The following is an 8,524-nucleotide window of genomic DNA, read 5'->3' as shown; positions in this document are numbered from 1 at the left end:
CTTCGCTATAAACGTATCTCCACCAGCTAACCATTGTTTTTCTTGACATATAGCTGGAACCCAAAAAAATGGCATCTTAGAGAGGTTTTAGAGAATATATGTGTTTGAGAACCAAGATAACTATAGCACTACAAAACTTGAAGATAGAGTTTGAGCATTTGCATACGCAAGTGCTTTTTTTTTGCCTTGGAGGATAGATGCTTATCGATGAGATTATTCGCAAAAGTTTAGAGGAAGACCTCGGATCAGGTGACATCACTACCAGATACCTGGATCTCGATCCGGCCATTTGCAGCGCATACATGATAGCTAAAGCCGATGGAATTCTTGCTGGCACGGACATCGCCAAAGAGGTGTTCAAAGCCGTGGATCCGGAGTTGAAGATTACCCTGTACCGCAAAGATGGAGACATGGTGCATCCCAAAGATGAGATCATGCGTGTGGAGGGCAAGCCTTCCAGCATTCTTCAGGCAGAGCGCACAGCTTTGAACTTTCTTCAGCGCCTTTCCGGAATAGCCTCTCAAACCCGCCGTATGGTGGACGCAATCGCCGGCACAAACACCAAACTCCTGGATACCCGCAAAACCACTCCGCTCTTGCGCAGCTTGGAAAAATATGCGGTACGGGTGGGGGGCGGTTTGAACCACAGACACGGCCTTTATGACATGATTATGCTGAAAGAGAACCACATCCGCGCGGCAGGCGGTATCAGCAAAGCAATCCAAAAGATTCAAACTCAAAACGCCAGCTACAAGCTTGAGGTGGAAGTTACAAATTTGCAAGAATTGGAAGAAGCGGTGGCGGCTAAGGCGGACAGAGTGATGCTGGACAACATGGGCATCAAGGAAATCAAAGCCGCAGTAAAACGCTTTGGGGAAAAAGTGGAACTGGAGATTTCCGGCGGAGTAAACGAAGACAACATATTGCAATATGCCAGGACGGGCGTGCATTATATTTCCAGCGGAGCCCTCACTCATTCATACAAGTCGCTGGATATCAGCTTGTTATTTAAGGAGTAAATACATGGAATCACAATTGCGGACCCTGGAGCAAATGCAGCTTTTGGACAATAAGATCGGCAGATATCGCGTTTTGCAACAGGAATTGCCCAAACAGCTTTCCGAGATCAACGAGCGTGTGGTACAAGCAACTGCGGACCTCTTGGCTTCTGAAAGTGAAAAAGCCGAAATCAACAAGAAACAACGTGCCCTCGATGCTGAAGTAGATGCCCACAAAAATCAGATCAAAAAGTACTCCGGTCAGCTTTCCGAGATCAAAACCAACAAAGAATATAAGGCACTGAACAGCGAAATAGCCTATCTGAAAGACAAAATTTCTGAGATCGAATCGCAAGCCCTGGCCCTGATGGACGAGGAAAGCGAGATCAAAGATAAGATCGAGGTAAACAAAAAAGCCTTACAGGAAGCTGAGGCCAACAAACGTGCCAAAGAAGGCGACCTCAAAGCCCAGATCGATTCCCTGGAACAGGAAATCGAAGATACCCGCGCCAATCGCAATAAACTGGCCGTTACCCTCCCCACTCCACTCATCAAACGCTATGGCAACCTCATCAAACACAAGGATAACCTTGCCGTAGTTTACAATCGTGATGGCTCCTGCGGAGGATGCGGCTTCGTGCTTCGGCAGCAAATGCGCATAGAACTGCAACTGCGTAAAAAGATAGTCTATTGCGAAAACTGCGGGCGCATCATCATTGATCATTTCAACGATGCTGTAACCGAGGACGACTAAAAGCGGCGCCCATACCTGAGATTTCTGGATTAGCTTGCCTAAGGGAAAGACATATCGTATCGTAGCATTCCGATGCTACGCACCGAATGCATCACATTCAATGAACAGAATTATCTGTGTAAATCCGTTTGATCTGCGTGATCTGCGTGCTATTTATCCTCACATGCTACTAAGGAACAGGGTGTTTGGAAATATTTGGTGATTTTTGGGGGTATGTTCGACAAGGGGTTTGGAAAATAGTTTGAGTTTACCTGTATGGATTAGATGATGATTCCCGATAGCTTAGTTTGAGGTTTTTTTCAGTGATTTGATGATGGCTCTTCTGAGCTTTCGTTGTAGAAAAAGGCAGCGAAGGTGTGAAATCCGGCTTTTATCTCGCGCAGGGAGCCCACCAGGATGGACTGCAGGGTGTCATCCATGAGGAGCTTGATCTTGGCGGATCGTGCTTCCTGGTTCCAGTAATCGACTCCGGAGAGGCTGAGCGGATCGAGCTCGAGTTCCAGCAGGGAATCTGTCTGGTAGAGGGTGGTGGTGATGCGTTTAATTATGAGTTTCATAATGAGTTGAGAGTTGAGAGTTGAGAGTTGGGGTCTTGGCGGCTTCGAGTTCCTGGCGGTGCCGGATGCACTCGATGTATTTGTTGAAGACATTGTAGTTGAACCAATCGGCATAACGCTCCAGGACGATCTTATCGACGGCGAGGATACGCTGTTTGAAGTCTTCGGGGATGGTGTCCCATTCTTCTTCCATACCCAGACGGTTGAACATTTCCAGCTCGTCTGTAGCATCATCACCCTCGAAGTAGTCGATGATGTATTCATATTGCCTAACTTCTATTTCAGCAACCATTTTAGAAACTCCTTTTGACGTATATTGATCGGTGAGCATCATAACCTTGCCATGTACATTGGGATCCAGGTTCTGCATTATCTTGTCCATGATTTTGGGATGGAATGTTTTAAGGCGTTTCTTGTCAAGGCTAAAAACTGCAAAATCATGCATGGGCTTATCATTGATCACTCGCACCCTGGGATCCCATACGTAGAGATTGAGCGTGTGATCACGGGCAGAGATGGCGAGTCCCATCTGTTTGAGCGGATTCCTTAGTAGATCAGAGACATTAGCCATGTATTCGGCATGGGTGGAGACGCCGAGATCGCTTTTATGCTTTGCCAAGTGATCAAAGAGTTTATCGCGGGAGGCGAAGTCGTAGTTCATTACCCTGGAGACGATAGCCTCGATATGCTTTTCCTGGGGTTTAATCAGGTTGTTATAGCGATCCAGGGCGGCATCATAGGGATCGGTAGGCTCAATGTAAGGTATTATCCTGGTACGGCAATTATAATGGTAAGGCGGTAGCGATGATGTTGGTTCCATCTGAACACCAAGCGAAGATCAAGAACACCCCAATCTGTTGCCACTCAGATATCCTCCCTCTGGAGCCAGTTGTATAGCAATCTGGCATCAAATAGAGATCAAGCTCTAAAAGATATGGAAACAAGAGCCAAGAAGGAACTTAAATTCGATGCCTGGCTATACTACCGGCGGCGTGGTGCGTCCAGGAATGCCTGTCCAGCAAGACATAGCGATGAACGTTGTACTTAACTGCGAGGGAAAAGCATTAGCAAGAGCCGTCAATAAAGGGAATAAAAAGATCATCTCTACATGATATGATTGTCAAACCGCTTGTCGAACAGGGCATCATGATCCCAGATAATTAGCGATTTGTTTGTCAAACCTCTTGACAAATGCCGTGATTTTCAAATGGGTTGTCGAATTTAGCCAAACACCCTGTCACGGGATATTTATCCCTCTTGGCGCAGGTTGAGATTTTTTCCTTGACCATTATGTGTTTTTGCTATTTCATGCATAGTATACTTAAACATGGAGTACAAGACCATTTATGAAAAGAATTCTACTTATTCTAGCCGTTGCTCTGCTGCTTCTGACTGCCTGTCAGAGTGAAAGTGCCCGAATTTCCAACGCAAACAAGAAATTGGGAACCCGCCAAAATCCGATCAAGATGTATTTTGTGCCTTCTTTGGAAGCCGGAAAAGTGGTAGCCAGCGGTGAAGCAATTGCCGAGGCTCTGCACAAAGCGATAGGTTATCATTTCAAAGTGGCAGTACCCACATCGTATGCTGCGGTGATCGAAGCGCTGGGCACCTATCAGGCAGATATCGCCTGGTTGCCAACTTATGCTTATGTGCTTGCCAAACAGAAGTATGACGCAAATGTGAGGCTGATGACAGTGCGTAACGGTCTCAACAAATACCGGGGTCAATTTGTGGCCATGCGGGAAGATATCAAGAGTTTGGAAGATATTGAAGGCAAGATAATTGCCTACACAGATGCCGCTTCCACCTCAGGTTATATATATCCCTCCGCAATTCTGAAGGAAAAAGGTATAGAGCCCAAAGAACACATCTTTGCCGGTGGTCATCCCCAAGCCATCCTGGCGGTTTACAGCGGTAGGGCGGACGTGGCATGCAGCTACTGGAGTCCGGCGGATTCCACCGGAATGCCCATGGATGCACGCGAAAAGCTCTACGAGACTCATAAAGATATCTTTGAAAAAGTACGCATCATAGGCTTCACGGATTGGATTCCCAACGATACTGTCACTTTCCGCAGAAATCTACCGGAAGAGCTGGAAAAAGAAGTGGTGAAAGCACTCTACGATTTTGCCCAGACCCCCGAAGGCAGGAGCACTTTGAAAAGCCTCTACGACGTTGATGGGCTGGAACATGCCTCGGATGCGGATTATGACGTGGTTCGCAACTCCCTGAAAGCTATGAATATGGATCCGGAAACTATGCTGAAATAGGTGATACTGTTTGAAACTCCTTGAAATTCAGAACTTGTATAAAAGCTATGATGGTGTTTCTTACGCCATCAACGACCTATCCTTTGAGGTGGATGCCACAGATTTCATCGTACTTTTGGGGCTTTCTGGCAGCGGGAAATCCACTCTTTTGCGCTGCATAAACCGCTTGATCGAGCCCACAAAGGGCGATGTACGCTATGGTGGTGAGTCCATCATAAACCTGAAAGGAAAGGACTTACGACGCTATCGCCGCAATATTGCCATGGTCTTTCAGCAATTCAACCTGATCAAGAATCTTTCAGTGCTCACCAATGTGCTTACCGGTCGCTTGGGCTACCACAATATTGGTTCTGCTTATAGCAAAGCTGAAATCGCCGCCGCCATGCAGAATCTGGCGCGGGTGGGTTTGCAGGATTTTGCCAGGAAACAGGTAAAACAGCTTTCTGGAGGACAGCAGCAACGGGTGGCAATAGCCCGTGCCTTGATGCAGGAACCACGCATCATCCTGGCAGATGAACCGGTTGCCAGCCTGGATCCCGCCACGGCAGATTCCATTATGCAATACCTGGCAGAGATAAATAAAGACGGCATCGCCGTAATCTGCTCTTTACACTTCCTTTCACTGGTGCGGCGTTATGGTACCAGAGTGTTGGCGCTGAAGGACGGAATCAAAGCCTTTGAGGGTCTACCTACGCAGATCGACAAAGCGCGCTTCAAAGAAATCTACGGAGAAGAAGCAGAAGAGATTTAAACCTGACAATTGCAATGCTTGAGCCATACCGGTAAATAGCACACAGATTATCAAGTATTGAGGATTGCCGGGTCACCAGGAAATGCGAAGCGTTTTTGTGGGGTGGTTAAACAGGCCGAAGGCTGTTCCAACAGTGAAGCGAAGCGTAACGTTCACTCTTACCAATGTCCTTCCACTATATTGGCACCTATAATTACTTACCGGGATGGGAAATACACATACAAGTGCAACCATGTTAAAAATTATTTAGTTTATCTCCTTGACGAAAAACACTTAGAATAAGAAGTTGGCAGCGTCCCCGAGCGTGCACACCTAACCCCCGTTTAGGGCAAGGCTGTACGCCGATAGGGTGTATCCGGAAACAGATATGCCTTCCAGTGTGAAAAGGAGATACGGACATAGGAATTGTATGCCCTGATAAAGTGTGTCTTCCTTTTCACAAAACAACATGAAAAGGAGATAACATGTTTTTTAGCGTACCCGTACCCAAAAATGAACCAGTGTTGACCTATCAGCCTGGTTCTCCTCAACGTCAGCAGCTTCAGAACACTCTGCAAGACTTGTATAACAAGCATATCGAAATCCCCGCAATCATCGGGGGAAAAGAGGTATATGGTGGAGCCACAGGGAGTTGCATCTGCCCTCATGACCATCAGCACAAACTAGCCACCTATCACAAGGCCGATGAAAAAGAAATCTTGTGCGCCATCGATGCGGCAGTGAAAGCCCACAAAGACTGGGAAGATATGCCCTTTTATCACCGTTCTGCGATCTTCTTGAAAGCAGCAGAATTACTCTCAACAAAATACCGCTTTCTCCTGAATGCAGCAACCATGCTGGGGCAAAGCAAGAATGCGCACCAAGCGGAAATCGATTCGTCTTGTGAACTGATAGATTTCTGGCGTTTCAATGCCTATTTTGCACAGAAGATATATGAACAGCAGCCCTTAATCTCGCCCAAAGGGGAATGGAACTTTTCTTCATACAGAGCCCTGGAAGGCTTCATCTTTGCCCTTACTCCGTTCAATTTCACGGCTATTGCTGGAAATCTGCCCACTGCCCCTGCTTTGATGGGTAACACAGTAGTGTGGAAACCCTCCGGCGCAGCGGTTTACAGTGGATACTATATAATGAAGATTCTCAAAGAAGCAGGATTGCCGGATGGTGTGATAAACTTCATCCCCGGCTCAGGTGAAACCATCGGACAGCACGTGATGCACTCTCCGCATCTTGCTGGGATTCATTTCACAGGCAGTACAAAGGTGTTTAACCATCTATGGAAAACAACAGCAAACAATATTCACCTGTACAAGTCATATCCCAGAATAGTGGGCGAAACGGGAGGAAAGGATTTCATCTTTGCGCATCCTTCTGCCGATGTTCAAGCCCTTGCCGTGGCCTCACTGCGAGGAGCCTTTGAGTATCAAGGGCAGAAGTGCAGTGCCGCTTCCCGGCTCTACATTCCACAATCCATCTATGATGAATGGCTGAGCTCCATGAATGAAATGCTGGATCAGGTAAAAATGGGTGATGTGCGCGAGTTTGGCAATTTGATTAATGCTGTGATCGATAAAGCAAGCTTCGATAACATAAAAAGTTACATCGACTACTCAAAAAATGCCAATGATGCAAGCGTGATCCGCGGTGGTAACTGCGACGATAGTGTGGGCTACTTTGTAGAGCCTACCATCATCAAAGCCGAAAATCCACTGTTCAAAACCATGCAGGAAGAAATATTCGGCCCGGTGTTGACCGTGTATGTATATCAGGATGAGGATTTTGAGAAGACATTGGAACTGTGTGATAAAACCTCTGTTTATGGACTTACAGGTTCGATCTTCTCTCAGGATCGCACCGCAATCTGTACTGCTTATAATGCCCTGCGACATAGTGCAGGTAATTTCTACATCAACGACAAGCCAACCGGTGCTGTTGTAGGTCAACAGCCTTTTGGCGGCGGAAGATCATCCGGAACTAACGATAAAGCGGGTTCTGCCTTGAACCTGCAACGCTGGATTTCCGCTCGATCCATCAAGGAAAACTTCGTTCCAGCACTTAATTTCGATTATCCATTCATGAAGTAATAAGTACCACAGGGGAAGATGGCTTGGTCGTCTTCCCTCTTTGTGAATTGGAGTGTATTAAAAGCCTCAATGAAAAGCGTCTCAAGATTTATCTTGACAGATGGGCTCCTCCCAAAAAAGTGGTAGAACATGTGACGCGAGGTGGAGCAGCTGGTAGCTCGTCGGGCTCATAACCCGAAGGTCGAAGGTTCGAATCCTTCCCTCGCTACCATATTTCAGTAATAAGAGCGAGAGATAACTCGTTCTTTTTTATAGAGTGTGGCGGTGTAGCTCAGCTGGTTAGAGCGTCGGAATCATAATCCGCAGGTCCGGGGTTCAAATCCCTGCGCCGCTACCATATTTTTCTTGCGCCAGTAGCTCAGTAGGATAGAGCAGCAGCCTTCTAAGCTGCGGGTCAGGGGTTCGAATCCCTTCTGGCGTGCCAGATTACCTTTCTTTATCCACAAACATTGTGGTGGGTGTAGTTCAACGGCAGAGCACCGGATTGTGGTTCCGGGCGTTGTGGGTTCAAATCCCATCACCCACCCCATTTTGATTTCAAGGTCTCGGGTTTACAAATCCCAGACCTTTTTTTATATACACGCATAACGCTTTATGAGAGAGAGTTATCTGACGTACAGAAGTGCCAGATTCATAGGCTATAAAATGCATTGCAGCGAGGTTCTCCCCTGATGTTCAAGCTGTACTGAAGCTGATATAAAGCTGTTATAAAGCAGTGACCACTCGATGATCACTCGATGATATCTGCTTCACCACTCCTGAAAGTAAAGGGGTAAAGCTGAATGAGGAGCTGCGTTTACGTCGTCCATGATTCCATTTGACCGCGAAATGAATTGCTAAACATAGAGTTGCAATCTCAAATGGACTTTATCTCTAATAAGGCACACAGCTCAAAACACCTATGCTGTCTATCTTATGGCAAAATAAGTTAAGGGGCGGCGTGGACTTCGGGCAATGTATAAAATCCACTCCTGCTATTGAAGTCCATATGACCATATAACATATAGGTATACAATAAGATACATAAGGTCAAATAAACTTTGCATTATCCAAGATTAGTCCCACTTGTATCTGCGTAATAGATGGTGTGGTTCCTACGCAGGCGCAAAA

At 46.6% G+C, this 8,524-nt stretch carries 7 protein-coding genes, 4 tRNA genes and 1 riboswitch; of the genes, 9 read left to right on the top strand and 2 right to left on the bottom strand.

Annotated features, from left to right (window positions below; all coding sequences use genetic code 11):
• Positions 1 to 197: 197 nt before the first annotated feature.
• Both nadC and PHF32_05355 read left to right on the top strand, forming a co-directional pair.
• Positions 198 to 1,019, top strand: coding sequence for a carboxylating nicotinate-nucleotide diphosphorylase (gene nadC / locus PHF32_05360; protein ID MDD4560148.1), 822 nt, complete (start codon positions 198 to 200; stop codon positions 1,017 to 1,019).
• A gap of 4 nt (positions 1,020 to 1,023) precedes the next feature.
• Entirely contained in the window at positions 1,024 to 1,752 is a 729-nt protein-coding gene (locus PHF32_05355; protein MDD4560147.1) for a C4-type zinc ribbon domain-containing protein, read from the top strand.
• Between the two features lie 299 nt (positions 1,753 to 2,051).
• Here the strand turns inward: PHF32_05355 and PHF32_05350 are convergent, their stop codons facing one another.
• Positions 2,052 to 2,309: a hypothetical protein gene (locus PHF32_05350; protein ID MDD4560146.1), complete on the bottom strand. Its 258-nt coding sequence runs from the start codon at positions 2,307 to 2,309 to the stop codon at positions 2,052 to 2,054.
• Positions 2,293 to 3,129: a hypothetical protein gene (locus PHF32_05345; protein ID MDD4560145.1), complete on the bottom strand. Its 837-nt coding sequence runs from the start codon at positions 3,127 to 3,129 to the stop codon at positions 2,293 to 2,295. The genes PHF32_05350 and PHF32_05345 overlap by 17 nt, the downstream gene beginning before the upstream one ends.
• 526 nt (positions 3,130 to 3,655) lie before the next feature.
• On the opposite strand from PHF32_05345, the gene PHF32_05340 reads away from it, so the two are divergent.
• The 7 genes from PHF32_05340 to PHF32_05310 all read left to right on the top strand — a co-directional run bounded on the left by PHF32_05340 (position 3,656) and on the right by PHF32_05310 (position 7,943).
• Positions 3,656 to 4,579: a phosphate/phosphite/phosphonate ABC transporter substrate-binding protein gene (locus PHF32_05340; protein MDD4560144.1), complete on the top strand. Its 924-nt coding sequence runs from the start codon at positions 3,656 to 3,658 to the stop codon at positions 4,577 to 4,579.
• A gap of 10 nt (positions 4,580 to 4,589) precedes the next feature.
• The gene (gene phnC, locus PHF32_05335) at positions 4,590 to 5,330 is read left to right on the top strand and encodes a phosphonate ABC transporter ATP-binding protein (GenBank protein MDD4560143.1); all 741 of its coding nucleotides are present in this window, start codon (positions 4,590 to 4,592) and stop codon (positions 5,328 to 5,330) included.
• 284 nt (positions 5,331 to 5,614) lie between these two features.
• Positions 5,615 to 5,736: riboswitch (molybdenum cofactor riboswitch) on the top strand.
• Between the two features lie 58 nt (positions 5,737 to 5,794).
• Positions 5,795 to 7,414 (top strand): L-glutamate gamma-semialdehyde dehydrogenase, encoded by a 1,620-nt coding sequence (gene pruA / locus PHF32_05330; protein MDD4560142.1) that lies wholly within the window; start codon positions 5,795 to 5,797, stop codon positions 7,412 to 7,414.
• Between the two features lie 135 nt (positions 7,415 to 7,549).
• Positions 7,550 to 7,625 (top strand) — tRNA-Met (locus PHF32_05325).
• 49 nt (positions 7,626 to 7,674) lie between these two features.
• Positions 7,675 to 7,751 (top strand) — tRNA-Met (locus tag PHF32_05320).
• Positions 7,752 to 7,761: 10 nt separating this feature from the next.
• A tRNA-Arg gene (locus PHF32_05315) sits at positions 7,762 to 7,838 on the top strand.
• 30 nt (positions 7,839 to 7,868) lie between these two features.
• A tRNA-His gene (locus PHF32_05310) sits at positions 7,869 to 7,943 on the top strand.
• Positions 7,944 to 8,524: the final 581 nt, after the last annotated feature.

The sequence above is a fragment of the Candidatus Cloacimonadota bacterium genome (assembly GCA_028706475.1).
Taxonomy (GTDB): Bacteria; Cloacimonadota; Cloacimonadia; order Cloacimonadales; family Cloacimonadaceae; genus UBA5456.
The sequence above is the reverse complement of the archived record's forward strand: the minus strand, read 5'-3'. Positions and strand labels throughout refer to the sequence as shown.